The organism is Stenotrophomonas sp. AGC87, assembly GCF_057333975.1.
Genome location: NZ_JBHFHW010000002.1, coordinates 29,411 through 53,584, shown reverse-complemented (window position 1 = coordinate 53,584; position 24,174 = coordinate 29,411). Strand labels below are relative to the sequence as shown.

Sequence of the window (24,174 nt, the reverse complement as noted above, 5' to 3'; positions counted from 1 at the left end):
CACGGCCCGATCAAGCTCAAGGTCATGGCGGACTACGGGAGCTTTGCCTATTGGGACGACGAGTGCCCGACTGGGCCCATCGATCCTGCACCGCTGCCACTGACGCCCGGGTTGGCCGAGGATGTGCAGCGGTTGGTGGACCTCCTCGAATCCATGCTCAACTGGGACGTTCCGCCTGAAAATCGACCCCGACCTGCTTCCACCGCTACCCAAGAAGACCTAGATGAACGACCTACTCAATGATTGGCTAATGTTCTCCAAGGGTTTGCGCGAATTTGACAAATCGCACTTCCTTGGACTATTCAAACAAGAGCTTGATCAAGATCAGCTGCGCTCCATCTTCAGTGACGGCGCAGCGGGTACGGAGCTGCATCGTAGGACGAAGGAGGTGCTCGATGCTTCAAAATTGGATGATTACCTCTACTTCCAACCAAAAAGCCCCGATGATGCCGTGGTTCTACTGTCAGCCGCCAAGGCGTGGCTGGAAGAACTCGCTGTCTTCTGCAGCGAGCGAGGAAATGCAAGACTTCAAGGCATAGCGGAAGGAGCGCGCGTAGTCATCCGCGACCGGCGATCTTTTCAGCTTCCAAAAGACCCAGATTCGCCAGCGGGATGGATGCTTGCATTCATAGGCGATGAAGTGGACTTCGCCCTTGGAGATGTCGATCCTGTGATCGATGCGCTGATGGAAGCGCTGTATGGGATCGCGGGCGATTACTATCTCTGTTGGTACGTCATCGAGGTGATGATTGAGCTCCCTCTGACCTTCGCGCCCTATCTATCCATCTGGCGCAATGGTGCTCGACCAGTGTTCGCTGAGGATGAGTTAGTACTTCTTGTTGAGGTTGATGGTTGAAAACTATTTCGCGAACATGGTGGCTGGCAATGAGTGAAGTAGTGACTCTGCATGGGGCTCGGTTTCAGACCTTTGTGCCTGCGCCGAAAGATTGAGAAGCGTGCCCATGAGCGAAGACCTCACTGAAATCGAAAAAGTTCTGGGCGGGAAGCTCGAGCGGCGGGAAGCTAGGCTAGTCCCTGGGCTGCAGGAAGTGGACGGCCAAATGGCCATTTACTACCAAGGTGCGCTAAACCCGTCCGCAGGTAGCTGACAAGGAGAAGAGATTGATCAGGATCACCCTGTTGGCCTTCGTCGCGTTTCTGACAGCAGGTTGCCTTCCACGCAATGCATTCGCTCCACCGCCCGACAATTGGGAAATGTGGAAGAAGCCAGGGACCGAAGACGTGGTGCTATGGAAGGACCTGCTGAACTGCGGCTATGACAGCCCCTTCGGCGGCCTGCGGGTGAAGGAGCGCGTGCCAAGAACGCTCAGCCAGGTTGCAGGCTCCATGATATGCATGGAACGGCTCGGCTATACGCACTCTCCTCGAGGACGTGACACCCCGATCTGTCGCATCAGCGGCTGGAAGTCGACAGACGCGTGCCTGTTGGGGAAAGATATTCCGATACCCGATCCCCAAAGGCGGTTGAACGGTGCCTACTGCAAGCAGTACCCCAAATCGCGCGCGTGCATTCCCTGATGAACATTGCGCTGCGGATGCCTTCCAGCGCAAAGACTGAGTCATAGGCGCTACCCAAGGAGCAACAGATGTCATTCATCCGCTCAAGTCGTACTCATAGTGTCCTTGTCACTGCCTTGGTCATCTGTAGTCTCTCCGGCTGCGTGACGCTTTCCGGTACGTACGTCGTATCGGCCACCGATGCAGAGGGGCGTGACCTGTCCTCCAACCTGCGCATGACCGCTGATGGAAGCCGCATCTACACCGCGCGTAACGCGCTGTGTGCGGCCCATCCTGGGGCGGTGGTGCATATCAAGGACCTGCAGACGGGTGAAGAGCTCCGCAAAGAGAGTCCCTACACCTGCAACGCAGCGAAATGACCCGCGAGGTGGCCGAGGCTCATGGTCCGATCAAGCTCAAGGTCATGGCGGACTACGGGTGCTTTGCCATCTGGGATGACGAGTTCCCGACCGGTGCCATTGATCCTGCATCGCTGCCACTGACGCCCGGGTTGGTCGACGATCTGCAGCAGTGGATGGATACCTTCGATTCCATGCTCAATTGGGACGATCCGCATGAGAACTACGGGACTGCAGAAAGGGAGCAGGCCTTCAATGCGCAGGGCAGGATGCTGACTTGCCGCGTTGCGGTTGAGCTCGGTAGTGGTTACGCCGTCCGATACTGGCGTGGGGCGGAATCGCATGACGCGCGGGATTTTGAGCTCTAGGAGAAGATGCAGTGATTCCGGAAGACTTGGTCATTTGCCAGGAACTACCGTTGAGCCGGATGGAATCACCAGCAGCTCGGTCCGGGAGGAGATTGACGGTTTGAGGATGATCAGAACAGCGACCGGGTTAAAGAATAGTGCCGCGAGCCGCAACGAAGGTTGGATATCGTTCGTAATGTGCTATCCGCGCGGTGGGAAGGTTGCCGTGAACTACGTTCGCGGCGACGCTTTCCTGAGTGCGCCATGACTATTGAGACGTATCCACAACTTAGCATGCGGCACCGTTACTCGAAGAAGCTGTCAAGGATGCTGGGAAATGAATGAATGCCTTGAGGAATGGCTGGAGTACTGTGCTGGCAGACGTGATCGGGATTCCTGCAATCTTCTGGGTCTGTTCAAGTCGGACTTGAGCTCAGAGGAATTGGATCTGGCGCTTGCTCCTTTTCCCCATGCGAAGGAGATGAAGGCCAGGCTGGTGAAGCTGCTGGGCACGGGTGAGCTGGGGAACTATCTCTATCTTCAGCCGCCGGGGCGTGCGTCCCGCGACGTCCTGGAACAGGCGGCGAGGGCGTGGCTGGGCGAGCAGGCAAGATTCTGCCTTGAGCGCGGGAACGCAGGGCTGCATCAGCTTGCTTCAAACGTGGCTGTCACATTTGTAGGCAAGGAGGCGTACCACGCAGCGCTGATGCGTGATCATCCTGGGAGCTGCATATCGGAGTTCGTAAGCGACACGCTGATTGCGTCCTACAGTGAATTACCACTTTCGATCTACGGGCTCGGCGAGGCGCTCTACGGGATCGCCGCTGATTACGATCTGTCTTGGTACGTGATGCAGCCCGTGCTAAACACCTCAATCGACTTCTCGGTCTACTACGAGTTCTGGCAGATGGGCGGGCGGTCCTTGCTGAGTGACCAGGGCCTGTTGGTTCGTGCGGATTGATTCCGTGAACGTCTGGGAGAGCGTGCCTTAGAATCCCCTCATGCCCGAGCTCCCCGAAGTAGAAACCACCCGTCGCGGCCTGGCCCCGCACCTGGAAGGCCGCAGCATCCACGGCGTGATCCTGCGTCGCCCCGACCTGCGCTGGCCTATTCCCGACGAGATCAGCACGCTGCTCCCCGGGCAGGCCATCCAGGGCGTGCGCCGCCGCGCCAAGTACCTGCTGCTTGATACCGCCATCGGCAGCGCACTGCTGCACCTGGGCATGTCCGGCAGCCTGCGGGTGCTGCCCGGCGACACCCCGGTGCGCGCCCACGATCATGTCGACATCAGCCTGGACAACGGGCGCCTGCTGCGCTTCAACGACCCGCGCCGCTTCGGCAGCCTGCTCTGGCAGCCGGCCGGGGAGACCCATGAGCTGCTGGCCGCGCTGGGGCCCGAGCCGCTGGATGAGGCCTTCGACGGCGACCATCTGTTCGCCCGCAGCCGTGGCCGCAGCGCCTCGGTGAAGACCTTCCTGATGGACCAGGGGATCGTGGTGGGCGTGGGCAACATCTACGCCGCCGAAAGCCTGTTCATGGCCGGGATCAACCCGCTGCGCGAGGCCGGCAAGATCTCCCGCGCGCGCTACCAGCGCCTGGCCGATGCGGTGAAACGGATCCTGGCCTACGCCATCACCCGCGGCGGCACCACCCTGCGCGATTTCATCAATCCGGACGGGGCGCCGGGCTATTTCGAGCAGGAGCTGCTGGTCTACGGGCGTGAAGGCGAGCCCTGCCGCCAGTGTGGTCGGCTGCTCCGCCACGCCACCATCGGCCAGCGCGCCAGCGTCTGGTGCGGGCACTGCCAGCGCTGAATCGTCGCGCGCCTGTCGCCTGCCCGGCGGTATAGTCCGCCCAACGTCACCGGCGGGGGTGTGCGATGGACGAAGGACCGGATATCACCGTGTGGCTGGATTCGGCCCGGGCGGGCGACCGCGCCGCGCTCGACCGGGTCCTGACCCTGCTCTATCACGAGCTGCACAGCATGGCCCGCCGGCAGCTGGCCGGGCAGCAGGGGCGCACCCTGGATGCCACCTCGCTGGTGCACGAGTCCTACCTGAAGCTGCTCGGCTCCCGGGGCGCGGCCCGCTTCGAAGACCGCGCGCATTTCTTCGCCTACGCCGCCTCGGCGATGCGCAGCGTGGTGGTCGATTACGCACGCAACCGGCTGGCGCGCAAACGCGGCGGCGACCTCAAGCGGGTGGAGCTGCCCGAGAACAGCAGCAGCGGCGTGCGTCTGGATGAAGATCTGCTGGCGCTGGATGTGGCGCTGGCCCAACTGCATGCGGTGGATGCGCACCTGGCCAAGGTGGTGGAACTGCGGTACTTCGCCGGCCTGTCCGAGCAGGAGATTGCCGACCTGTGCCAACGCTCGGAGCGCAGCATCCGCCGCGACTGGCAGAAGGCGCGCATGTTCCTGCTGGCCTCGGTCGGGGAACCCTGAAAAGCCACGCATCGTCCGGGGAGAGGACCGATGGAGGCGTCACGCTGGCGGCAGTTGTCCTGCCTGCTGGATCAATTGCTGGAACTGCCCGAACCGGCGCGTGAGCAGCGGCTGCTGCGCCTGCGTGAGGAAGATCCGGGCCTGGCCGAGGATGTGGAGCGCCTGCTCGCGCATGAGCGCGACAGCCACGAGTTCCTGGCCCAGCCGCTGTGGACCGCCGCGCCGGAAGACAGCCGGGTGGGTACGCGGGTCGGCCCGTACCGCTTGCTTCGGCCCCTCGGCGAGGGCGGGATGGGCGAGGTCTGGCTGGCCGAGCGCGCTGATGGCCTGTATGAGCGCCAGGTCGCGCTGAAGCTGCTGCGCAGCGGCTACGCCGATCCCGGCCTGCGCCAGCGCTTCAGCCGCGAACGCGAAATTCTGGCGCGGCTGCAGCACCCGAACCTGGCCCATCTGCTGGATGCCGGCGTGGATCTGCAGGGGCAGCCTTACCTTGCGCTGGCGTATGTGGAAGGCGAGCCGATCACCGAGCACTGCCAGCGCCTGGCGCTCCCGCTGGAGCGGCGCCTGCAGCTGATGCTGCAGGTCTGCGCGGTGGTCAGCCATGCGCATGCCAACCTGATCGTGCACCGTGACCTCAAGCCCTCCAACATCCTGGTCACCGCCGAGGGCGAGGTGAAGCTGCTGGACTTCGGCATCGCCAAGCTGCTCGACGATGACGAGGGCAAACCGCCCGTGCATCCCCCCACCGAAGCGCGGGCGTTCACGCTGCACTACGCCGCGCCGGAACAGGTGCGCGGCGAGCCGGTCTCCACGCTGACCGATGTGTATTCGCTGGGGGTCGTGCTGTTCGAGGTGATCACCGGGCAGAAGCCCTATCGCCTGCGCCGGCACAGCGATGCCGAGTGGGAGCGCTCGATCCTGGAGGTGCAGGCGCCGCGCGCCTCGGCGGTGATGGCCCGCGTGGCCGCTGCCGGTGGGGAGCAGGCCGGGGCGGCGAGGCGCCTGTCGCGTCGCCTGCGCGGCGCTCTGGACACCATCCTGCTCAAGGCCCTGCAGAAGGAACCTGCGCAGCGCTACGCCTCGGTGGAAGCCTTGGCCCAGGACCTGCGCCGCTTCCTCGAAGGCCGCCCGATCCACGCCCGCCCGCAGCACGTGGGCTACCGGCTGCGCAAATACCTCGGCCGGCATCGCTGGGGCGTGGCGTTGGGCACCATGGCCGTGCTGGCCCTGCTCGCACTGGCGCTCACCGCGCTGTGGCAGATGCAGCAGGCCCGGCGCGAGATCGCGCGTGCGCAGGCGATGCAGGATTTCACCGTGGGCCTGTTCGACCGCGCCGCGGGCGTGCGCCATGGCAGCTTCGATCTGCGCCAGCTGCTGGCCACCGGTCAGCAACGCGGTGAGGCCGAACTGCGCGACCAACCGCTGTCACTGGCCGAGCTGGAAGGCGTGATCGGCCGGTTGCGGATCGGTATGGGCGACTACCAGCTGGCGTTGCAGACGCTGGACCGCCAGCGCGCGCTGCTGGAGGAGGCCGGCGAGGTGCCGCCCACCCTGCAGCTGGAAGCGGTGACCCAGCGCGGCCGTGCGCTGCGCATGCTGGGCCGCTCGCGCGAGTGCGTGACCCACCTCACCCCGATGCAGGCGCTGGCCGCCGAGTACCGCCTGCGGCTGCCGGCGGCCGTGGCCGAGTACCACACCCAGCTCGGGCGCTGCCAACAACTTCTGGGGTACCGCGACAACGCCCGCGCCGCCTTCGAACAGGCACTGGTACTGCGGCGCGATGTACTGCGCGATACCCCCGGCACCTCCGAGAGCCTGGCCGACCTGGCCGCACTGGACAGCGACGATGGCCGCGCCCCGGCGGCACTGGCCGGCTACCGGCAAGCGCTGCAGCTGCTGCAGGCCGGTGACACCGTGCGGTATCCCCAGTTGATCGCGCTGCGCCGGCACATGGGTGAGACGCTGGCTGCGCAGGGCGATCTGGACGCAGCCGAGCGGGCTCTGGAGATCGCCAGTGCCGATGCGGTGGGCATGTATGGGCCGGATCACCCGGAAACCCTGTCGATCCGTCGCTTGCGCGCCCTGCTGGCGATGCAGCGCGGTGATCTGCAGCAGGCCCAGACCCAGCTGCAGCAGGTCCATCACCTGACCCGGCAGGCCTTGGGCGAGCAACACCGTGACACCGGGCTGACCTGGCACGCGCTGGGCCGGTTGGCACTGGAGCGCGGTGACAGCACCCTGGCGATCGATGACTTCGCCCGGGCGGTGGCGATCTGGCGGCAGCCCGACTGCGTGGGGCTGCTGCCGCAGGGCCTGTATGACCTGGGCGAAGCCTTGGCCCAGGCGGGGCGCTGGCAGGCGGCGCTGGCGGCCCTGCACGAGGGACGGCAGTGGCAGGCCGCGCAACGGGGCGACGACGATGCGTCCGTGCAGCAGGCGGATCGGCGCATGGCCGAACTGGTCAGCGCCTACGGCGACCCGCATCAAGCCGGCGAGCAACTGGCGGCGCTGATGCGCCGGGTGGACCGGGCGGGTCCGTCCAGCCCGGCGCTGCAGCGCGCGCTGCAACTGGCCTGGGGCCGCAATCTGGGCCGCATGGGCCAGACCGTGGAAGCACGCCGCGCGCTGGCCCCGTTGCTGGTGGGTGACGCCGCCGATCAGGGCAGCCGGATCCTGCGCTGGCGCGCCCGCGCCGCGATGGCGGAGCTGGACTGCACGAGCGCACCGGCGCGTGCGCGTGAGGCGCTGGGGCAGCTGCAGCAGGAGCTGCAGGCGCAGTGGCCGCAGGGTGGGCAGCTGCTGCAGGAGGTGAACCGGGTGCGGCAGGCATGCGCACCGGCGCAGATCGCGGCCGGCCCCTGAGCACGCTGGCTGAACGCCGCCCCGCATTCACCTCGGCGAATTAACGTCTGCGTGCCTATGATGGCCGGCCCTCCCTTGCCATCGCTGCCTGCATGCAACGACGCGACTTCCTCCGCAATGCCTCCGTGGCCCTGGCCGCCTTCGGCCTGCCTGCACTGCCGGCGTGTGCCGCGCAGGGCAACCAGGTCGGCCTGCGCCGGCTGGGCGAGCCGCAGCCGTTCGATTTCGCTTCGCTGAAAGGGCAGGCCCGCGCGCTGTCCCAGGCCGCCTACCAGAGCCACAAGCGCACCCTGCCGGGTCCGGTCGAAGCGCTGAGCTGGGACCAGTACCAGTCGATCCAGTACCGCCAGGATCATGCGCTGTGGGCTGACCAGCCCGGTCGCTACCAGGCCAAGTTCTTCCACCTCGGCCTGTACTTCCACTCGCCGGTGCGGATGTTCGATGTGACCGACGGCAAGGCGCAGGAGCTGGCCTATGACGGTGCAGCGTTCGACTACGGCAAGAGCGGCCTGAAGGGCAGCCACCTGCCGGCCGATCTGGGCTTCGCCGGCTTCCGTCTCAACACCCGCAAGGACACCGATCGCGACTTCGCCGCGTTCCTGGGTGCCAGCTATTTCCGCGCGGTTGGCAAGGAAGGTCAGTACGGCCAGTCCGCGCGCGGCCTGGCGATCGATACCGGCACGGGCAAGCCCGAAGAATTCCCGGATTTCATCGCCTATTACCTGGAGCAGCCGGCGGCCGACTCCAACACGCTGGTGGTATACGCCCTGCTGGATTCGCCCAGCACCACCGGCGCCTACCGCTTCGCGATCACCAACGGTGACGTGCTGCTGATGGACATCGATTGCGCGCTGTACCCGCGCAAGGCGATCGAGCGGCTCGGCATCGCCCCGTGCACCAGCATGTACCAGGTGGGCGAGAACGACCGCCGCATGGCCTGGGACTGGCGCCCGGAGATCCACGATACCGACGGCCTGTCGATGTGGACCGGGGCCGGTGAATGGATCTGGCGGCCGCTGTGCAACCCGTACCACCTGCGCTTCAACATGTTCGTGGACAACAACCCGCGCGGCTTCGGCCTGCTCCAGCGCGACCGCAACTTCGATCACTACCAGGACGACGGCGTCTTCTACGAGAAGCGCCCGTGCCTGTGGGTGGAACCGAAGGGGCAGTGGGGCAAGGGTTCGGTGCAGCTGGTCGAAATCCCGACCGTGGATGAAACCTTCGACAACATCGTGGCGTTCTGGAATCCCGAGGCCAAGCCGCAGCCGGGCCAGGAGCTGCTGCTCGGCTACCGCCTGTACTGGGGCGCCGAGCCGCCGGCACGTACGCCGCTGGCGCACTGCGTGGCCAGCCGTACCGGCCTGGGCGGAGTGATCGGGAAGAAGCGCGAGTACTTCTCCTGGCGCTTCGCGGTCGATTTCGAAGGCGGCGAACTGGCCGCGTTGATCGACAAGGGCGAGGTGGAAGCCGTGGTCCAGGTCAGCCGTGGCCGTACCGAGATCGTCTCGGCGCGTCCGCTGCGCGAGATCAAGGGCTACCGCGCCATGTTCGATCTGGTACCGCCGGATGACTCCACCGAGCAGATCGATATCCGCCTGTACCTGCGCAGTGGCGGCAAGACGCTGACCGAAACCTGGCTGTACCAGTACAGCCCGCCGCCGAAGGGCGCGCCGGAGCGCACGTTGTATTGATCAAAGCGGCAATGGGGCCTGCATCGGGTCGATGCGGCCCTCACCGCGCGTGATCTTCTTGAACTCCGCGCGGCTCACCGACACGTAGCGCTCGTTGCCGCCGATCTCCACCTGCGGCCCGTCCTGCACCGCGTGGCCGTGCTCGTCCACGCGCACGGTCATCGTGGCCTTCTTGCCGCTGTGGCAGATCGTCTTGATCTCCTGCATCTCGTCGGCCCAGGCCAGCAGGTACTGGCTGCCTTCGAACAGCTCGCCGCGGAAATCCGTGCGCAGGCCGTAGCAGAGCACCGGAATGCGCATCTGATCGACCACCTCGCTGAGCTGCCAGACCTGGCTGCGGGTCAGGAACTGCGCTTCATCGACCAGCACGCAGCCCAATGGGCCGTGCGTGGCGATGTCGTCAGCGATCAGCTGCTGCAGGTCGGTGTCCTGCTGGAACGCGATCCCGTCGGCCTTCAGGCCGATCCGCGAGGCCACCACGCCGCGCCCGGCGCGATCATCCAGCCGCGGGGTCAGGATGGCCACGCGCATGCCCCGCTCGCGGTAGTTGTGCGCCGACTGCAGCAGGGTGGTGGTCTTGCCGGCGTTCATCGCCGAATAATAGAAATAGAGCTTGGCCATGCCACGATTTTATCCGCTCGGGAGCCCGGGCATGGTGCCCTGTTCATTCAGTCCTGCGAACCGGGTACGGTGGTGGGGATGCCGACCTCGACGCTGCCGGTGCCGATGGTACGCCCGGCGGCCTCCAGTTGCTGTGCCTGCCAGTGCCAGTACTGGTCAGGCTGCCAGTATTCATCGCGATAGAACACGTCCGGTTCCACGTAACGCTTGCCACGATCATCGCGGACCAGCATGCGCATGCCTCCGACCCAGCCGGTGCGGCTGCCAGTGACCTCGAGCAGGCCACGACGCAGCTCACGCTCCTGTCGGGGCTGGGCGACCGTGTCCCCGAACTCCGCGTACAGGGCTTGGCCTTGCTGCACCGCGCGGGTCTGTTCGTCCGGGGTCAGCGCGGCCCAGTACCGTTCACGCAGCACCAGGAGAAATTCGGTCCCACGCTCGGCCGCCAGGTCCATCCAGGCATAGGCCAGGGCCCGATCCTGATCGCCGCCCTGGCCGTTCCACCACATCTCGGCGAGCGCGGCCTGGGACAACTTGTCGGCATGGCGCGCGCCGAGCCGGTAAAAGCGCCGCGCCTCTTCGAGGCGGCCGCGCGCCTGCGCCTCCTTGCCGAGTTTGCGGTAGCGCAGGTCAGGATGGCTGGTCAGAAAGGTGTGGGTGTCCTGCGCATCCTGCGCGCGCAGGTCCGGCTGACTCGATTGCCCCCACGCTGGCAGCGCGGCCAGCGCTGCGATCATGGTGCATACCCGGCTTGCCTTCCTGACGATTGCCATGCGTCGCGTCCTCTGCGTTGATCGGGACAATGGATACCCCAGCCCCGTGAAGGCGTCAATCCGGCGGGTGGTACGTCGATGCGGGCCGACCAAGGCCCGGTACAATGCCCCTCCCCTGGAGATGGCATGCACGGTCTCAATCCTCCCCAACACGCGGCAGTGATGCACTGCGAAGGTCCTCTGCTGGTGCTTGCGGGCGCGGGCAGCGGCAAGACGCGCGTGATCGTGGAGAAGATCGGCCAGCTGATCGCCAGCAAGCGCTACCCGGCGCGGCGGATCGCGGCGATCACCTTCACCAACAAATCGGCCAAGGAAATGCGCGAGCGCGTGGCCAAGCGCCTGCGCGGTGGGGACGCCGATGAAGTGACGATCTGTACCTTCCACGCGTTGGGGCTGAAGTTCCTGCAGATTGAACATGCGGCCGTCGGGCTCAAGCGCGGCTTCTCGATCTTCGATGCCGACGATTCGACCGCGCAGGTCAAGGACCTGATGTACGGGGCCAAGCCGGATGACATCGAGGACGTGAAGAACCTGATCTCGCGCGCCAAGAATGCCGGCCTGTCGCCCGAGCAGGCGATGGCCGCGGCGCGCAGCACCCGCGAGAAGGAAGCGGCCAGCGTCTACGAGCGCTACCAGCTGCGCCTGACCGCGTTCAACGCGGTCGATTTCGACGATCTGATCCGGCTGCCGGTGCAGGTGCTGGAAGAGAATCCGGAGATCGCCATCGCCTGGCGCGAACGCATCGGCTACCTGCTCGTCGACGAATGCCAGGACACCAACGATGCGCAGTACCGGCTGCTCAAGCAGCTGGCCGGCAGCAAGGGCAATTTTACCTGCGTGGGCGATGACGATCAGTCGATTTACGCCTGGCGCGGCGCGAACCCGGAAAACCTGCAGCAGATGGCGCGCGACTATCCTGCGCTGGAAATCATCAAACTGGAGCAGAACTACCGCTGCTCCAACCGAGTGCTGCGCGCGGCCAACGCGCTGATCGCCAACAACCCGCACGAGCATCTGAAGAAGCTGTGGAGCGACCAGGCCGACGGCGAGCGCATCCGTGTGTGGGAGTGCCGCAACAGCGAGCACGAAGCGGAAAAGGTCGCGGCGGAAATCTCCTTCCTGGCCACCTCGAAGAAGATTCCGTGGAGCGATTTCTGCATCCTGTTCCGCGGCAATTTCCAGTCGCGGCCGCTGGAAAAAGCGCTGCAGCTGGTGCGTGCGCCGTACCACATCACCGGCGGCACCGCGTTCCTGGAACGGCAGGAGGTCAAGGACACGCTGTCCTGGCTGCGCCTGTTGGTGAACCCGGACGACGATACCGCCTTCATGCGCGCGGTGCAGTCGCCCAAGCGCGAAGTGGGCGCCGGTACGCTGGCCAAGCTGGCCGAGTTGGCCTCGGAAAAAGATCTGCCGATGGCGCATGCGGCCGAAGCGATCGGTGCGCTCTCGCAGTTGCCGCCGCGCGCGGCCAACGGGCTGAGCCGCTTCACCGACATCCTGCGCGACCTGCGCGCGGAGATGCCCAAGCTCAGCTCCGGTGATCTGGTGCGCAAGCTGGTGAAGGATTCCGGGCTGGTCTCGGACCTGCGCAGTGCGTGCAAGGAAGAGTCCGTCTACCAGCGCCGCCTTGGCAACCTGGAAGAACTGGCGCAGTGGTTCGAAGGCGGCCCGCGGGGTGCCTCCACGGCGGATCTGGCCGCGCAGCTGGCGTTGCTCTCGCGCAATGACAAGGACGACGGCGGCAACCAGGTGCGGATGATGACCATGCACGCCTCCAAGGGCCTGGAATTCCCGTACGTGTTCATCATCGGCTGCGAGGACGGGGTCCTGCCGCACCAGGTCAGCCTGGACGAAGGCAACCTGCAGGAAGAGCGGCGCCTGCTGTACGTGGGCATCACCCGCGCCAAGGTGCAGCTGTGGATGAGTTACAGCAAGCTCACCCGCAAGTTCGGTGAGCACGTGCGGCTCAAGCCCAGCCGTTTCTTCGATGAGATTCCCGCCGAGGAAATGCAGCGCGACGGTGCCGATCCCGTCGCCGATGCCGCGCGCAAGAAAGAGCGCGCGAGTGCCGGGTTGGCGGCGATCCAGGCGTTGTTCGACTGAGCATCGCCAAGTAGAGCCACCCCATGGGTGGCTGAATTTGGGACACGGGATACGTCGCAGCCACCCATGGGGTGGCTCTACGGCACAATCGGCCTATCACCCTTCACCGGTACCCGCATGTCCGCCGTGATCCAGACCGAACGCCTGCACCTGCGCCTGATCGATCCCGATCATGACGCCGCCGACATGCTGGCCCTGCTCAACGAGCCGGGCTTCATCCGCAACATCGCCGACCGCGGCGTACGCACCCTGGCGCAGGCGCGCGACTACACCGCCGAGCGCGTGCTGGGTAGCTACACGCTCAACGGCTTCGGCATGTACGCCATCGTGCGCCGCGACGACGGCGCCTGGCTGGGCAATGCCGGCCTGGTCCGCCGCGCGGGGTTGCCGGCACCGGATATCGGCTATGCATTGCTCTCGCAGTACGAAGGCCACGGCTACGCATTCGAAGCCGCGCGCGGGGTGATGCACTACGCGCGCGATGTGCTCGGTCACACCGACCTGTACGGCATCGTTTCCCCGGACAACGTGCGCTCCGCCGTGCTGCTGCGCAAGCTGGGCATGGAGGATCGGGGCGACCTGCTGCTGCCGCCGCCACACGAGGAGGTGGTGCTGCTGTTCGCCACCCCGGGCGCGCCGGCCGTCTGACCCGGTGGAACTACGCCGCCCGGTCCGGTAGAGCCACGCCATGCGTGGCTGCAGTTCAGCCCCCCAACTGCGCGCGCAACGCCGCCAGCTGCTCCTGCAGCTCCGCCACGGTGGCCTCCAGCTGCTGCACGCGGGACTCCAGCGCCGGATTGGCACCGCTGCCGCCGCCGCCGGACGGCGCCGCCCGGTACTGCTCGGCCAGGGCCTGCACGTCCACCGGGCCAGCCAGCAGGTGCATGTAGCGGTCTTCGCGCTGGCCGCTGGCGCGTGGCAGCTGGACTGCCATCTCGCGCTGGATCATGCGCTCCAGGTGGTGGCGCAGTTCGTCCACGTCCTGGAAGCGGACCAGGCGCTCGCTGCGGGTCAGCAGTTCATTGAGGGTCTGCGGGCCGCGCAGCAGCAACAGGCCCAGGATCGCCAGCTGCTGGCGGGTCAGGTCCAGCGCGGCACCGGCGCGGTGCTCGTAGCGCTCGGCGCGCGAGGAGTACTGCTGGCGCGCCAGGCCCAGGGTCTCCAGCTGGCGCAATGCGTGGTGCACATCGCCGGCCGACAGCGCCATCACCGGCTCGCGGGCGGTCTTCTGGTTGGCGGCCACCTGGGCGGCGTTGACCGTCAGCGGGTAGGCGTCCGGGGTGGTCGCCTCCTTCTCGATCAGGCAGCCCAACGCGCGGGCCTGGGCCGCGCTGAGCACGGGCAGGGCAGGGGTCTGGGTGTCGTCGGTCATGGGGCGCTCCGGGGTGTTTCAGGGGCGTGCAGCATAGCCGAGCCCCGCCTGCGGCATGAATGCCGCGGGACAAGCCGGTAAACTGGCGCGAATCTGTTGCCGGTGAATGCCATGCGTCGTAGTGCTGTTTCCCTGTCCGTGCTTGCCTGTGCCGTGCTGGCACTGAGTGCCTGCAAGCGCACTGAAACCCCGGCCGATGCCGCCCCGCCGGCGGCCGCTGCCGCAGCGAGCGCGCCTGCCGCCACCGGCGATGCCGCCGTGGCTGCCAATGACAACCTCAACGCGGTGCTGTGGATGCAGCGTTCGCAGGAGTACCGGGCGATCACCGAGCAGACCTACCGTTCGGCGGCCGATCACCTGGACAAGGCACTCAAGGAACCCAACTGGGACGCACTGGTGCCTGAAGAACGCGGCAATGCCGCCAAGGGCCTGAAGCCGGCCGTGGTGCTGGATGTGGATGAAACCGTGCTGGACAACTCGCCCTACCAGGCGCGCCTGGTGCGCGATGGCAAGGAATACGACGAGCTGAGCTGGGACCAGTGGGTGGCCGAAAAGAAGGCCAAGGCGATTCCGGGCGTGGTCGATTTCGCCAAGGCCGCCAATGCCAAGGGCGTGACCCTGCTGTACATCTCCAACCGCGCCGTGCACCTCAAGGACGCCACCCTGGCCAACCTGCGTGAGCAGGGCCTGCCGGTGGCCGACGACAGCGTGTTCCTCGGCCTGGGCACCGTGGTGGAGGGCTGCGAGCAGGCCGGCAGCGAGAAGAACTGCCGCCGCCGCCTGGCCGGCCAGAAATACCGCGTGCTGATGCAGTTCGGTGACCAGCTGGGCGACTTCGTGGAAGTCACCGCCAACACCAATGACGGCCGTGACGCGCTGCTGCAGCAGTACCACGACTGGTTCGGTGAACGCTGGTGGATGCTGCCCAACCCGACCTACGGCGGCTTCGAACCGGCGCAGTTCAACAACGATTACAGCCAGTCGCGCCAGGCCCGCCACGACGCCAAGCGCGCCGCGCTGGATTACGCACCGTGAGCCGCGCGCCGCTGCCGCTGCGGGACGAGGAGCGCCTGATCTTCGCGCTCGACGTGCCGGGCCGCGCCGACGCGCTGGCCTGGGTCGATCGCCTCGGCGATGCCGTGTCGTTCTACAAGATCGGCATGGAACTGCTGGCCTCCGGCGAGTACTTCGAGGTGCTTGAGGCGCTGGCCGCACGCGACAAGCGGGTGTTCGTCGATCTCAAGTTCTTCGACATCCCGGCCACCGCTGCGGCGGTGATCAAGCGCCTGTCGCAGTGGCCGGTGAGCTACGCCACCATCCATGGCTGGCACCCGGCGATGATGGAGGCCTGCGCGGCGGCCAACGGCAGCGACATGCGCCTGCTGGCGGTGACCGTGCTGACCTCGATGGGGCGCAGTGACCTGGCCCAGATGGGCATCGACCGCGAGCCGGTCGAGGTGGTGGTCGAGCGCGCCTTGGCTGCCCAGGCCGCCGGCATCGACGGGGTGATCGCCTCCGGCCAGGAGGCCGGGCCGATCCGCGCCGCCACCGGCGCCGGGTTCTCGATCGTCTGCCCGGGCATCCGCCCCGGTGGCCCGGTCGGCGATGACCAGAAGCGCACCGTAGGCGTGGCCCAGGCCTTTGCCGACGGCGCCGATGCGATCGTGGTCGGCCGTCCGATCCGCTTGGCCAGCGATCCGCAGGCCGCCGCGCGCGCCATCCAGGCCGAGATCGCCCAGGCGCTCGCCGCGCGCTGAGGCGGTGACGGGGCGGGACGCTCCGTCACACGCGGTTTTTCTGTACATTCAAGGGCTTGCGCACCGAGCGCAGGGCCGGCAGGTCTGCCGGCTTGCCGCTGTCACCGAACAGGCCGCAAGATGCGGACCGGTCCGGGGAGTCCGAATTCATGTCCATGTCGTTGAAGCCGTGGCAGTACCGAGGGCAGGCGTTGGCGCTGGCCCTGTGCGGGTTGGTGCTGCTCAGTGCCTGCAAGGACAAGCAGATCGATCCGGATGCGCCGGCGTCCGAGCCGGTCGCGGCCCTGCAGCAGCTGGCGCAGCGGGTTGCCGACAACGATCTGGTCGGCTACGCCAAGGCAGCGGTGCCGCCCACCCAGTACGCGCGCCTGCAGGGCGCCTGGAGCCAGGGCCACAGCCGTTGGCCGCTGACCGAGCTGCCGCTGGATGGGCAGCTGTTGCCGATGCTGGCCGCGCTGTCGCGGCCGGATGCGCCGCAGCGGCTGCAGCGTTCGTTCGATACCCAGATCGCCGGCCAGGCCACGCAGGTCCGCCAGGCGGCCCATTCGATGGGGTTGTTCGGCGAGCAGTACCTGCGCAACCAGAGCGAGTACAGCGACAGCGAGCGCGCTCATTACACCCAGGTGGTGAACGCGCTCAGCCGCTGGGCCGCCGCGGCGCCACTGACGGACAAGCAGCGGGCGAAGACGACCATCACCCTGCTCACCGCGACCGCACGCACTGCGGGGCTGTCCACGGATGCCGAACTGCAGGCCGCGGGCATGGAAGAGAGCCTGCGTCGGCTCGGCCCCTTCATCAAGGCTTTCAAGACCGCGCTGGCCAGTTACGGGCTGTCGCTGGACGCGGCGTTGACCGAGCTGCGCGGCGAGTTGACGTCCGAGCTGGGCGACGACGCCGTGGTGCGCATCCAGTACACACTGGCCGGCGAGCAGATCGACGCCCAGGTGCGGATGACGCGGCGCGACGGGCACTGGTATGTGACCCGCACGCTGGAAGATACCGATGCGCTGCTGCAGGCCGCCGACGCCGCGCAAGCTGAACATGACGCCCGCCAGGCCGCTGAAGCAGAGGCGGCTGCGATGGTCAAGGACGGTGCTTCTGCACCGGCTAAGCCATAATGAAGCCGATGCCGAACCAGAATCCCCTGCCTTTCCCCGGCGAAGAGCCGCCCAAGACGCCGGACGCTACGTCCTCGTCGCCCGCTACCGTGCCGTCCGACGGTGCTGCCGCCCCGGTTCCACCGGCCGCTGGCGCGCCCGTGGAGGCCGTTGCGGTCGATGCGGAGCCGTCCACCGTCGTGCCGTCCGCGATCGTGCCCGGCACGCGTCCGCCCAGTGGCCGCCCGCCGTGGTGGGCGCGCCTGCTCGGCCGCCTGGTCGAGCCGTGGCTGTCGCTGAAGATCGAGCCCGAACACCCCGGCCAGTACAACGACGGCCGCCCGGTGGTCTACGTGCTGGAGGACTACGGTCTGTCCAATGCGCTGATCCTGGACAAGGCCTGCCGCGAAGCCGGTCTGCCCTCGCCGCTGGTGCCGATCGCCGGTGACCCGACCGGGCGCAAGCGCGCCTACCTGGCCCTGTCGCGCCGGAGCAGCAGCAACTCGCTGATCCCCGAGCAGCGTGGCGCCAAGACCCACTCGGACTCGCTGGCCAAGGTCCTGCAGGCGCACCGCGCCCGTGGCGAGCTGGACGTGCACCTGGTGCCGGTGTCGATCTTCGTCGGCCGCGCGCCGGACAAGCAGAGCGGCTGGTTCGCGGTGCTGTTCTCGGAAAACTGGGCCCTGGTCGGCCGTTTCCGTCGCCTGCTGGCGGTGCTGCTCAACGGCCGCAGCACGATCGTGCGCTTCGCCCCGCCGATCTCGCTGCGCAGCACGGTCGATGAGGGGCTGGACCCCGAGCGCACCGTGCGCAAGCTGCAGCGCGTGCTGCGCACCCATTTCCGCCGCATCCGCGAATCGGTGATCGGGCCGGATCTGTCGACCCGCCGCCTGCTGGTGGACAAGGTGCTCGACGCGGACACGGTGCGCGAAGCGATCGCCTCACAGGCCAAGCGCGACAACTCCAAGCCGGCCGATGCCTGGAAAAAAGCCCACGCCTACGCGTGGGAAATTGCCGCGGACTACTCCAGCCCCGTGGTGCGCTCGGCCAGCTTCATGCTCAGCCATGTCTGGAACCGCATCTACGCCGGTGTGCTGGTCCACCACCTGGACAAGTTCAAGGCGGCCGCGCCCGGGCACGAAGTGGTCTACGTGCCCAGCCACCGCAGCCACATGGATTACCTGCTGCTGTCCTACCTGCTGTACGACCGCGGCATCGTGCCGCCGCACATCGTGGCCGGCATCAATCTCAACCTGCCGGTGGTCGGCACGCTGCTGCGCAAGGGCGGTGCGTTCTTCATCCGCCGCTCGATCCGTGGCAACGCGCTGTACTCGGCAGTGCTCAGCGAATACGTGGCGCAGCTGGTCGCCGGCGGTTACTCGATCGAGTACTTCGTCGAAGGTGGCCGCTCGCGCACCGGGCGCCTGCTGCAGCCCAAGGGCGGCATGATCTCGATGACGCTGCGCGCCTTCCTGCGCCAGCCGCGCAAGCCGGTGCTGTTCCAGCCGGTCTACATCGGCTATGAAAAGCTGATGGAAGGCGGCAGCTATCTGGATGAACTGTCCGGCCGGCCGAAGGAAAAGGAATCGATCTGGTCGCTGTTGTGGTCGATCCCGAAGGTGCTCAAGCAGAACTACGGCCAGGTCGTGGTGAACTTCGGCGAGCCGATCGCGCTCAACGACGTGCTCGCCCAGCGTGCACCGGACTGGAATGGCCAACCGGTCGGCGAGGACGAGAAGCCCTCGTGGTTGTCCGGCACGGTGGATCACCTGGCCGAACGCATCCAGGTGCATATCAACGGTGCGGCCGACGTCAATCCGATCAACCTGCTCGCGCTGGCGCTGCTGTCCACGCCCAAGCATGCGATGGGCGAGGCGGACCTGATCGCGCAGATCGAACTGTGCAAGACCCTGCTGGTGGAGATGCCGTACTCGGACCGGGTGACGGTGACCCCGCACTCGCCGGAGCGGATCATCGCCCACGCCGAGGAAATCAACGTCCTCACCCGCATCAAGCACCCGCTGGGTGACGTGCTCAGCGTCAGTGGCGACACCGCGGTGCTGCTGAGCTACTTCCGCAACAACGTCATCCACCTGTTCACCGCCTCGTCGTGGGTGGCCTGCTGCTTCCAGAACAACCGCCGCATGAGCCGCACCGGGCTGGTCCAGCTGGGCCGCACGGTGTATCCGTTCCTGCAGGCCGAGCTGTTCCTGCCGTGGACCGAAGACGAGTTCGCCCAGCGCATCGAGCAGACCATCAACGTGTTCGTGCGCGAAGGGCTGCTGCAGAACATCAACGATGACGACGGCGGCATCCTGGCGCGCAACACCGGGCAGACCGACGAAGTCTTCCGCCTGCGCGCGATCGGCCATTCGCTGCAGCAGGCGTTCGAGCGCTATTACATCGCAATCTCGGTGCTGGTGAAGAACGGCCCGGGTACCTTGGGCGCGGCCGAGCTGGAAAGCCTGTGCCAGCAGGCTGCGCAGCGCCTGAGCCTGCTCTATGCGCCGGCCGCGCCGGAGTTCTTCGACCGCACCCTGTTCCGCGGCTTCATCCAGAAGCTGCGCGAACTGCGCCTGGTGTGGCCGGATGAAAACAGCAAGCTGCTGTTCGATGACCGTCTGGACGCGTGGGCGAAGGATGCGAAATTCATCCTCGGCCGCGAACTGCGCCACACCATCGAGCGCGTCAGCCCGGAAGCGGCGAAGCCGGAAGAGCCGGTCAGCACGGATTGACGACGGGACGTCGTCAATCCCAACGCTACGGGTAGAGCCACGCCATGCGTGGCTGGCTCAGGCCGGTTCGTCCGGAATCAGCATGTCCTCGAGCTTGGCGATGCAGTCCTTCAACTGCAGCTTGCGCCGCTTCAGGCGCTTGGCTTCCAGCTCATCGTCGCCGTTGGCGGCCATGCGCAGGATCTGTTCGTCCAGCGCACGGTGCTCCTGCCGGAGCGTGGCAAGGCGGGCACTGATATCGGTGGGTGTCATGGTGTCCACAGGCTCCGAGCATACACATCCGGGATGACCGCCGGGAGTGAACGCAGTCACTTCCTGGCACCTGTGAGGGCGCGTCCCAGCCGGTAGAATGAAAGGATGAGCGCTGCTGTCATCCGCCTGCCCGATCCCGTCCCGCGCGCCCGCGATCCGCGCGCGCCCGGCGGTGTGCAGGACCGGCTGGCGCGGCAGCTGCGGCGCCAGGTCGGCCAGGCCATCGCCGACTTCGGCATGATCGAGGCCGGCGACAAAGTGATGGTGTGTCTGTCCGGTGGCAAGGACAGCTACACCCTGCTCGACATCCTGTTGCAGCTGCAGAAAAAAGCGCCGGTACCGTTCGAGCTGGTCGCGGTGAACCTGGACCAGAAGCAGCCGGGCTTTCCCGAGCACGTGCTGCCGACGTACCTGGCCTCGATCGGTGTGCCGTTCCAGATCATCGAGCAGGACACCTATTCGGTGGTCAGCCGGGTGATTCCGGAAGGCCGCACGATGTGTTCGCTGTGCTCGCGTCTGCGCCGTGGCGCGCTGTACCGGCATGCGGCCGAACACGGCTTCACCAAGATCGCGCTGGGCCACCACCGCGACGACAGCGTGGCCACGTTCTTCCTCAATCTGTTCCACCACGCCAAGCTCTCGGCGATGCCGCCCAAGCTGCGCAGCGACGACGGCCAGCACATCGTGATCCGCCCGCTGGCCTACGTGAGCGAAGCGGACATCAGCGCCTACGCACAGGCGCGTGCCTTCCCGATCATTCCCTGCACGCTGTGTGGCAGCCAGGACACCCTGCAGCGCCGCCAGGTGGAGCAGATGCTGCAGCAGTGGGAGCGCGACCAGCCCGGCCGCATCGACCAGATCGCACGCGCGCTGGGTAACATCCATCCCTCGCAGCTGGCCGATCCGGCCCTGTTTGATTTCATGGCACTGGGGCGCGCTGCGGCGGCCCCGCTGCCCGACCCGCCGGCCTGGGCCGGCACTGCCCACGACCCCGGGCACGCCCCCGGCCCGGCCTGAGCCACGCTGGTGCGCCCGCCCTCCCTTTCACGCTCTTACTCTGGACGTCCATGTTCTTTCGCAACCTGACGCTGTTCCGCTTCCCGACCGCCACCGATTTCTCCGAGGTAGACACCCTGCTGCCGCAGGTGCTGCTCAAGCCGGTCGGTCCGCTTGAAATGAATTCGCGCGGCTTCATCTCGCCGTTCGGCCGTGAAGAAAAGGCCGTGTTCTCGCACCGCGTCGGCGATGCGCTGTGGCTGACTGTCGGCGGTGAGGACAAGATCCTGCCGGGCGCGGTGGTCAACGATCTGCTCGCGCGCAAGCTCGAGGAAATCGAAGAGAAGGAAGGCCGCAAGCCCGGCGGCCGCGAGCGCAAGCGCATGAAGGACGACCTGCTGCACGAGCTGATGCCGCGCGCCTTCGTGAAGAGCTCGCGTACCGACGCGCTGATCGACCTGACCCACGGGTACGTCGCCGTGGACTGCTCGAGCAGCAAGAAGGGCGAGAACATGATGTCCGACATCCGCGGCCTGCTCGGCAGCTTCCCGGCGATGCCGCTGAACGCCGAAGTGGCGCCGCGCTCGATCCTCACCGGCTGGATCGCCGGCGAAACCCTGCCGACCGGGCTGAGCCTGGGCGAAGAGTGCGAGATGAAGGACCCGGCCGAAGGCGGTGCGGTGGTCAAGTGCCAGCACCAGGAACTGCGCTGCGACGAGATCGACAAGCACCTGGACGCCGGCAAGCAGGTGACCAAGCTGGCCTTGGTCTTCGAGGACAACCTGTCCTTCGTGCTGGGCGACGACCTGATCGTGCGCAAGCTGAAGTTCCTGGATGGCGCGCTGGACCAGCTCGAGCACGCCGACGATGACGGCCGCCGCGCCGAACTGGACGCCCGTTTCGCCCTGCAGAGCGGTGAAGTGCGCTGCCTGTTCCTGCTGCTGGAAGAGGCCTTCAAGCTCAGCAAGGCGGACTGACCGGTTCCGATCAGTCCCCAGTCATGCGCCGGTCACGGCCGGCGCTATGCTGTACCCATGTCCGGATTCCTCCGCCGCCTGATTTCGCCGGCTGTCAGCACGCTGCAGCGCGATACGGTACGGCTGCGCCTGGAGGATGCCGAGATCGATGTCCTGCGTGTGCGCGATCCGCGTGCGCGCCGGATCAAGCTCAGTGTCGATGAGCGCGGCGTACGCCTGACCCTGCCACCGCGCGCCAGCCTGGTGATGGGCGAGCGTTTTCTCGACCAGCATCGCGGCTGGTTGTCCGAACAACTGCGCAGCTACCAGGCCACCAACCTGCCGCCACCGCTGGTGATCGGCGAGCCGGGCGTGCTGCCGTTGCGCGGTGAGCTGCTGCCGCTGCGCTGGGAACCAGGTCGTTACGCAAACATGCGCGTGGACGAGCAGGGTGCCTGCCTGCACTGGCCCACGCGAGGCACTGACGCCACGCTGCGCCGCACCCTGCGCGAGTTTTACGAAGCACAGACCCGTGCCGACGTCGGTCAGTGGCTGCCGCGTTACCTGCCCGGCCTGCCGCGTGCACCGGCGCGGCTGCGGCTGAAGGTGATGTCCTCGCAATGGGGCTCGCTGGCGCCGGATGGCAGCATGGCGCTCGATCTGGCACTGGTGCTGGGGCGGCCCTCGGCGTTCGAGTACGTGCTGGTGCACGAGCTCTGCCATCTGATCCAGGCCAATCACTCGCCGGCGTTCTGGGCGGAGGTGGAAAAGCGCTTCCCGGCGTGGCATGCCGAGCGGGACTATTTCCAGCTCGAAGGGCGCCGCCTCAAGGCCACGCTGCGGCAGCTGCTGACCCCGGCACCGTAACGGCGGCGGCAACGCTCGCTCCTCATCGGTAGTGGGGGGGGGGGGCCGGCAATCACGCGCGGGTGAGTTGATGAGGAGCCGGCCCCCCCCCCCCACTACCGGAGCGGTGTACCGTCAGCTCCCCACCCGCACCGCGGCCGCCTGCGCCCAGCGCGCCGCTACCCGCGGCGCGGTGATGCACACCGCCTGATCGGTCACGGTGGTGACCGCGCGCTCCAGCAGCTGGATGTCGGCTTCGTGCTGGCGGGCGACGTGCGGGTCTTCGAAGAAGATCGCGCGCTGGCAATGGCCTTCCAGCACGCGGTCGGCGATCTGCGCATCGCCGCCCATCGGGCCGCTCTGGTAGCGCGTCACCCATTCCTCGCCCTGCGGCCAGCCGCGGCTCCAGGCCAGCTCGTTGAGGCGCTGGCCGGTGGTGCCGGTGCCGACCCGGCTGCGGAAGCGCGACAGCACCGCGAAGTGTTCATCGGCGAAGGCCAGCATCGCCGGCTTCATCGCGTCATGCGCGATCAAAGCCAGCGTGTGCTGCTCGAAGGCGTGCAGGTCATCGGCACCCGGGTCCGGTGCCAGGCCGGCGTGCAGGCGCTCCACCTCGACCCAGTCGCGCGCGGTGGCGACGGTGGAGATGAAGGGCTTGCCGTGGATCACGCACTGGCGCTTGAGCGCGGTGGCCTCGGGGAAGACCGAGGAAGGATCGACCGGGTCCATCAGATAGATCGCACCGTCCAGTGTGCGCTCCGGCGTGCCCATCCCGACCACCTCGGCCACCAGCTTCATCAGGCCGCCCTCGCGGCCGTTCGGGTAGCGCCGCAGCGGGGCGAAGTCCTGCAGGAAGCCCAGCCGCTGGATCGCATCAAAGGTGCGCCCGACCGCATGCAGTTCGACGCCCAGTTCGCGAAGCCCGGTGTCACTGGCGCGCAGCCAGCGGAACAATGCGGCGTGCTTGTCGTGGTGATGCAGGCGGTTCGCGGCCAGGCCGATGCGCATGAGGGCAGTCCAGAGGGTGACCCGGTCAGTGTAAGCCGTTCAGGTTGACGGGAAGCAAGCGTCGAACAGTGATGGCGATCACGCGTCATCACGCATTTTCGTATTTGTTGCATGGTGTCGACAGGGGCCATATCCGACAGTGGTGGTCGTCCGTCAATCAGGAAACCCCTGCCATGACCCTCTCCCTTTCTTCCGTTGCCGCATCCTCCCCATCCGCTGCCGTGGATCAGGGAACGCGCATCCGCGCGCTGGCCGCCGTGCTGCGTGACGCCCCGCAGGCCGATGCCGAGGTCCTGCTGGCCGGGCTGGCGCGCATGCTGGATGCGCATATCGGCCGCGGCCACGATGATGTGGTCAGCAACCGCCGCATCCGCGACCAGCTCGACAACATCGAGCTGCTGATGGCGCTGGAGATCGAGCGGGGGGGGGGGGGGG

General features: G+C 66.8%; 27 protein-coding genes. 21 read left to right on the top strand and 6 right to left on the bottom strand.

Annotation, left to right across the window (positions count from 1 at the left end; translation table 11 throughout):
* From ACE026_RS00745 to ACE026_RS00695, 11 genes are all read left to right on the top strand, one after another.
* Positions 1-243 (top strand): hypothetical protein (locus tag ACE026_RS00745; protein ID WP_486037086.1); only part of this gene is annotated, 243 nt, incomplete at its 5' end.
* Entirely contained in the window at positions 224-856 is a 633-nt protein-coding gene (locus ACE026_RS00740; RefSeq protein ID WP_486037084.1) for a hypothetical protein, read from the top strand. The genes ACE026_RS00745 and ACE026_RS00740, both read left to right, overlap by 20 nt.
* A 106-nt stretch (positions 857-962) precedes the next feature.
* Positions 963-1,109, top strand: coding sequence for a hypothetical protein (locus tag ACE026_RS00735; RefSeq protein ID WP_486037082.1), 147 nt, complete (start codon positions 963-965; stop codon positions 1,107-1,109).
* Positions 1,110-1,122: 13 nt separating this feature from the next.
* Positions 1,123-1,539 (top strand): hypothetical protein, encoded by a 417-nt coding sequence (locus ACE026_RS00730; RefSeq protein WP_486037080.1) that lies wholly within the window; start codon positions 1,123-1,125, stop codon positions 1,537-1,539.
* A 68-nt stretch (positions 1,540-1,607) separates the two neighbouring features.
* On the top strand, positions 1,608-1,898 hold the full coding sequence (locus ACE026_RS00725) for a hypothetical protein (RefSeq protein WP_486037078.1): 291 nt from the start codon (positions 1,608-1,610) through the stop codon (positions 1,896-1,898).
* A complete protein-coding gene (locus ACE026_RS00720) occupies positions 1,895-2,245 on the top strand; it encodes a hypothetical protein (protein ID WP_486037076.1) in 351 nt (116 codons plus the stop codon). Before ACE026_RS00725 ends, ACE026_RS00720 begins: the two co-directional genes overlap by 4 nt.
* 316 nt (positions 2,246-2,561) lie before the next feature.
* Positions 2,562-3,185 carry a hypothetical protein gene (locus ACE026_RS00715; RefSeq protein WP_486037074.1) on the top strand — a complete coding sequence of 208 codons (624 nt, stop codon included), beginning with the start codon at positions 2,562-2,564 and terminating at the stop codon, positions 3,183-3,185.
* Between the two features lie 40 nt (positions 3,186-3,225).
* Positions 3,226-4,038 carry a bifunctional DNA-formamidopyrimidine glycosylase/DNA-(apurinic or apyrimidinic site) lyase gene (mutM, locus tag ACE026_RS00710; RefSeq protein ID WP_486037072.1) on the top strand — a complete coding sequence of 271 codons (813 nt, stop codon included), beginning with the start codon at positions 3,226-3,228 and terminating at the stop codon, positions 4,036-4,038.
* Positions 4,039-4,103: 65 nt separating this feature from the next.
* A complete protein-coding gene (locus ACE026_RS00705; RefSeq protein WP_088435324.1) occupies positions 4,104-4,667 on the top strand; it encodes an ECF-type sigma factor in 564 nt (187 codons plus the stop codon).
* A 30-nt stretch (positions 4,668-4,697) separates the two neighbouring features.
* Positions 4,698-7,529, top strand: a complete 2,832-nt coding sequence (locus ACE026_RS00700) for a protein kinase domain-containing protein (protein WP_486037070.1) — start codon at positions 4,698-4,700, stop codon at positions 7,527-7,529.
* A 92-nt stretch (positions 7,530-7,621) separates the two neighbouring features.
* On the top strand, positions 7,622-9,223 hold the full coding sequence (locus ACE026_RS00695; RefSeq protein ID WP_486037068.1) for an OpgD/OpgG family glucan biosynthesis protein: 1,602 nt from the start codon (positions 7,622-7,624) through the stop codon (positions 9,221-9,223).
* Here ACE026_RS00695 and ACE026_RS00690 read toward each other — a convergent pair whose 3' ends face one another.
* Together ACE026_RS00690 and ACE026_RS00685 are read right to left on the bottom strand one after the other, a co-directional pair.
* On the bottom strand, positions 9,224-9,844 hold the full coding sequence (locus ACE026_RS00690) for a thymidine kinase (RefSeq protein WP_486037066.1): 621 nt from the start codon (positions 9,842-9,844) through the stop codon (positions 9,224-9,226).
* Positions 9,845-9,891: 47 nt separating this feature from the next.
* The gene (locus ACE026_RS00685; RefSeq protein ID WP_486037064.1) at positions 9,892-10,581 is read right to left on the bottom strand and encodes an SEL1-like repeat protein; all 690 of its coding nucleotides are present in this window, start codon (positions 10,579-10,581) and stop codon (positions 9,892-9,894) included.
* 162 nt (positions 10,582-10,743) lie between these two features.
* On the opposite strand from ACE026_RS00685, the gene ACE026_RS00680 reads away from it, so the two are divergent.
* Positions 10,744-12,720 (top strand): UvrD-helicase domain-containing protein, encoded by a 1,977-nt coding sequence (locus ACE026_RS00680; RefSeq protein ID WP_259260667.1) that lies wholly within the window; start codon positions 10,744-10,746, stop codon positions 12,718-12,720.
* A 117-nt stretch (positions 12,721-12,837) separates the two neighbouring features.
* A complete protein-coding gene (locus ACE026_RS00675) occupies positions 12,838-13,368 on the top strand; it encodes a GNAT family N-acetyltransferase (RefSeq protein WP_486037062.1) in 531 nt (176 codons plus the stop codon).
* Positions 13,369-13,423: 55 nt separating this feature from the next.
* Here ACE026_RS00675 and ACE026_RS00670 read toward each other — a convergent pair whose 3' ends face one another.
* Positions 13,424-14,092, bottom strand: a complete 669-nt coding sequence (locus ACE026_RS00670) for a YceH family protein (protein WP_486037060.1) — start codon at positions 14,090-14,092, stop codon at positions 13,424-13,426.
* A gap of 111 nt (positions 14,093-14,203) precedes the next feature.
* On the opposite strand from ACE026_RS00670, the gene ACE026_RS00665 reads away from it, so the two are divergent.
* Both ACE026_RS00665 and pyrF read left to right on the top strand, forming a co-directional pair.
* Positions 14,204-15,127 (top strand): 5'-nucleotidase, lipoprotein e(P4) family, encoded by a 924-nt coding sequence (locus ACE026_RS00665; protein ID WP_486037058.1) that lies wholly within the window; start codon positions 14,204-14,206, stop codon positions 15,125-15,127.
* Complete coding sequence (pyrF, locus tag ACE026_RS00660; RefSeq protein WP_123730998.1) at positions 15,124-15,849, top strand: orotidine-5'-phosphate decarboxylase; 726 nt, start codon at positions 15,124-15,126, stop codon at positions 15,847-15,849. Before ACE026_RS00665 ends, pyrF begins: the two co-directional genes overlap by 4 nt.
* Before the next feature lie 25 nt (positions 15,850-15,874).
* Here the strand turns inward: pyrF and ACE026_RS00655 are convergent, their stop codons facing one another.
* Positions 15,875-16,000 (bottom strand): hypothetical protein, encoded by a 126-nt coding sequence (locus ACE026_RS00655; protein ID WP_259260662.1) that lies wholly within the window; start codon positions 15,998-16,000, stop codon positions 15,875-15,877.
* Between ACE026_RS00655 and ACE026_RS00650 the strand changes: the two genes are divergently transcribed.
* Complete coding sequence (locus ACE026_RS00650; protein ID WP_486037056.1) at positions 15,999-16,967, top strand: hypothetical protein; 969 nt, start codon at positions 15,999-16,001, stop codon at positions 16,965-16,967. The two genes, ACE026_RS00655 and ACE026_RS00650, sit on opposite strands and share 2 nt — an antisense overlap.
* The gene (gene plsB, locus ACE026_RS00645; protein ID WP_486037054.1) at positions 16,967-19,681 is read left to right on the top strand and encodes a glycerol-3-phosphate 1-O-acyltransferase PlsB; all 2,715 of its coding nucleotides are present in this window, start codon (positions 16,967-16,969) and stop codon (positions 19,679-19,681) included. The genes ACE026_RS00650 and plsB overlap by 1 nt, the downstream gene beginning before the upstream one ends.
* Positions 19,682-19,738: 57 nt before the next feature.
* Here the strand turns inward: plsB and ACE026_RS00640 are convergent, their stop codons facing one another.
* The gene (locus ACE026_RS00640) at positions 19,739-19,933 is read right to left on the bottom strand and encodes a YdcH family protein (RefSeq protein ID WP_481467737.1); all 195 of its coding nucleotides are present in this window, start codon (positions 19,931-19,933) and stop codon (positions 19,739-19,741) included.
* A gap of 105 nt (positions 19,934-20,038) precedes the next feature.
* On the opposite strand from ACE026_RS00640, the gene ttcA reads away from it, so the two are divergent.
* From ttcA to ACE026_RS00625, 3 genes are read left to right on the top strand one after another with little or no spacing between them, the layout of a single operon-like run.
* Positions 20,039-20,950 (top strand): tRNA 2-thiocytidine(32) synthetase TtcA, encoded by a 912-nt coding sequence (gene ttcA, locus ACE026_RS00635; RefSeq protein ID WP_486037052.1) that lies wholly within the window; start codon positions 20,039-20,041, stop codon positions 20,948-20,950.
* Positions 20,951-21,000: 50 nt separating this feature from the next.
* Positions 21,001-21,906 (top strand): recombination-associated protein RdgC, encoded by a 906-nt coding sequence (locus ACE026_RS00630; RefSeq protein WP_486037050.1) that lies wholly within the window; start codon positions 21,001-21,003, stop codon positions 21,904-21,906.
* 57 nt (positions 21,907-21,963) lie between these two features.
* Positions 21,964-22,752 carry a M48 family metallopeptidase gene (locus tag ACE026_RS00625; protein ID WP_486037048.1) on the top strand — a complete coding sequence of 263 codons (789 nt, stop codon included), beginning with the start codon at positions 21,964-21,966 and terminating at the stop codon, positions 22,750-22,752.
* Positions 22,753-22,866: 114 nt separating this feature from the next.
* On the opposite strand, the gene ACE026_RS00620 is transcribed toward ACE026_RS00625, so the two are convergent.
* Positions 22,867-23,739, bottom strand: coding sequence for a methylglyoxal synthase (locus ACE026_RS00620; protein ID WP_486037046.1), 873 nt, complete (start codon positions 23,737-23,739; stop codon positions 22,867-22,869).
* A gap of 173 nt (positions 23,740-23,912) precedes the next feature.
* On the opposite strand from ACE026_RS00620, the gene ACE026_RS00615 reads away from it, so the two are divergent.
* Positions 23,913-24,174 (top strand): hypothetical protein (locus ACE026_RS00615; protein ID WP_486037044.1); only part of this gene is annotated, 262 nt, incomplete at its 3' end.

What these genes read in the sequence shown, in the direction of transcription:
- ACE026_RS00690 (WP_486037066.1), bottom strand. Translation starts at nt 9,844, where the DNA reads ATGGCCAAGCTCTATTTCTATTATTCGGCGATGAACGCCGGCAAGACC.
- ACE026_RS00680 (WP_259260667.1), top strand. Translation starts at nt 10,744, where the DNA reads ATGCACGGTCTCAATCCTCCCCAACACGCGGCAGTGATGCACTGCGAA.
- mutM (WP_486037072.1), top strand. Translation starts at nt 3,226, where the DNA reads ATGCCCGAGCTCCCCGAAGTAGAAACCACCCGTCGCGGCCTGGCCCCG.
- ACE026_RS00705 (WP_088435324.1), top strand. Translation starts at nt 4,104, where the DNA reads ATGGACGAAGGACCGGATATCACCGTGTGGCTGGATTCGGCCCGGGCG.
- ACE026_RS00650 (WP_486037056.1), top strand. Translation starts at nt 15,999, where the DNA reads ATGTCCATGTCGTTGAAGCCGTGGCAGTACCGAGGGCAGGCGTTGGCG.
- ACE026_RS00675 (WP_486037062.1), top strand. Translation starts at nt 12,838, where the DNA reads ATGTCCGCCGTGATCCAGACCGAACGCCTGCACCTGCGCCTGATCGAT.
- ACE026_RS00670 (WP_486037060.1), bottom strand. Translation starts at nt 14,092, where the DNA reads ATGACCGACGACACCCAGACCCCTGCCCTGCCCGTGCTCAGCGCGGCC.
- ACE026_RS00720 (WP_486037076.1), top strand. Translation starts at nt 1,895, where the DNA reads ATGACCCGCGAGGTGGCCGAGGCTCATGGTCCGATCAAGCTCAAGGTC.
- ACE026_RS00655 (WP_259260662.1), bottom strand. Translation starts at nt 16,000, where the DNA reads ATGAATTCGGACTCCCCGGACCGGTCCGCATCTTGCGGCCTGTTCGGT.
- ACE026_RS00665 (WP_486037058.1), top strand. Translation starts at nt 14,204, where the DNA reads ATGCGTCGTAGTGCTGTTTCCCTGTCCGTGCTTGCCTGTGCCGTGCTG.
- ACE026_RS00620 (WP_486037046.1), bottom strand. Translation starts at nt 23,739, where the DNA reads ATGCGCATCGGCCTGGCCGCGAACCGCCTGCATCACCACGACAAGCAC.
- ACE026_RS00625 (WP_486037048.1), top strand. Translation starts at nt 21,964, where the DNA reads ATGTCCGGATTCCTCCGCCGCCTGATTTCGCCGGCTGTCAGCACGCTG.
- ACE026_RS00685 (WP_486037064.1), bottom strand. Translation starts at nt 10,581, where the DNA reads ATGATCGCAGCGCTGGCCGCGCTGCCAGCGTGGGGGCAATCGAGTCAG.
- ACE026_RS00725 (WP_486037078.1), top strand. Translation starts at nt 1,608, where the DNA reads ATGTCATTCATCCGCTCAAGTCGTACTCATAGTGTCCTTGTCACTGCC.
- ttcA (WP_486037052.1), top strand. Translation starts at nt 20,039, where the DNA reads ATGAGCGCTGCTGTCATCCGCCTGCCCGATCCCGTCCCGCGCGCCCGC.
- plsB (WP_486037054.1), top strand. Translation starts at nt 16,967, where the DNA reads ATGAAGCCGATGCCGAACCAGAATCCCCTGCCTTTCCCCGGCGAAGAG.
- ACE026_RS00700 (WP_486037070.1), top strand. Translation starts at nt 4,698, where the DNA reads ATGGAGGCGTCACGCTGGCGGCAGTTGTCCTGCCTGCTGGATCAATTG.
- ACE026_RS00735 (WP_486037082.1), top strand. Translation starts at nt 963, where the DNA reads ATGAGCGAAGACCTCACTGAAATCGAAAAAGTTCTGGGCGGGAAGCTC.
- ACE026_RS00715 (WP_486037074.1), top strand. Translation starts at nt 2,562, where the DNA reads ATGAATGAATGCCTTGAGGAATGGCTGGAGTACTGTGCTGGCAGACGT.
- ACE026_RS00740 (WP_486037084.1), top strand. Translation starts at nt 224, where the DNA reads ATGAACGACCTACTCAATGATTGGCTAATGTTCTCCAAGGGTTTGCGC.
- ACE026_RS00640 (WP_481467737.1), bottom strand. Translation starts at nt 19,933, where the DNA reads ATGACACCCACCGATATCAGTGCCCGCCTTGCCACGCTCCGGCAGGAG.
- ACE026_RS00630 (WP_486037050.1), top strand. Translation starts at nt 21,001, where the DNA reads ATGTTCTTTCGCAACCTGACGCTGTTCCGCTTCCCGACCGCCACCGAT.
- ACE026_RS00695 (WP_486037068.1), top strand. Translation starts at nt 7,622, where the DNA reads ATGCAACGACGCGACTTCCTCCGCAATGCCTCCGTGGCCCTGGCCGCC.